This window comes from Thalassospira alkalitolerans (genome assembly GCF_002115745.1).
Lineage (GTDB): Bacteria > Pseudomonadota > Alphaproteobacteria > Rhodospirillales > Thalassospiraceae > Thalassospira > Thalassospira alkalitolerans.
Map to the genome: position 1 here is coordinate 1 of NZ_JFKB01000066.1, position 325 is coordinate 325.

At 53.2% G+C, this 325-nt stretch carries 1 protein-coding gene; it reads right to left on the reverse strand.

From position 1 onward, the window contains the following. A partial coding sequence (locus TALK_RS22240; RefSeq protein WP_139833920.1) for a DDE-type integrase/transposase/recombinase occupies positions 1-325 on the reverse strand: 325 nt, incomplete at both ends.

A 325-nucleotide genomic window follows, 5' to 3' on the forward strand; every position in this document is an offset into this window, starting at 1 on the left:
GTCAACCTTTCTTTCACCGTGGCTCCACGCTCGTTATCACAAGCTTGAATAGCCAAACTGAAACGTGAATGGTCGTCCAGTAAAGTCAGGGGATGGCATCTGCCTTCTTGCGTCGGGAAATGCCCTTTGAAATCCATCTGCCAAAGATTGTTGGGCGCCTCGTGTTCAAACCTCAGCTTTGCCTCTTGCTCCTTCGTAGTCGGCTGAATCAGCCCGTGCCGGTGCAGGACATTGGTAACGGTGCTGGGAGCAATCTGCTTTTTCAAGAGGCTGCTGATCGTGCGCCCACCCCATGCTGGATGGTCTTGTCTGAGCGCTATGACCT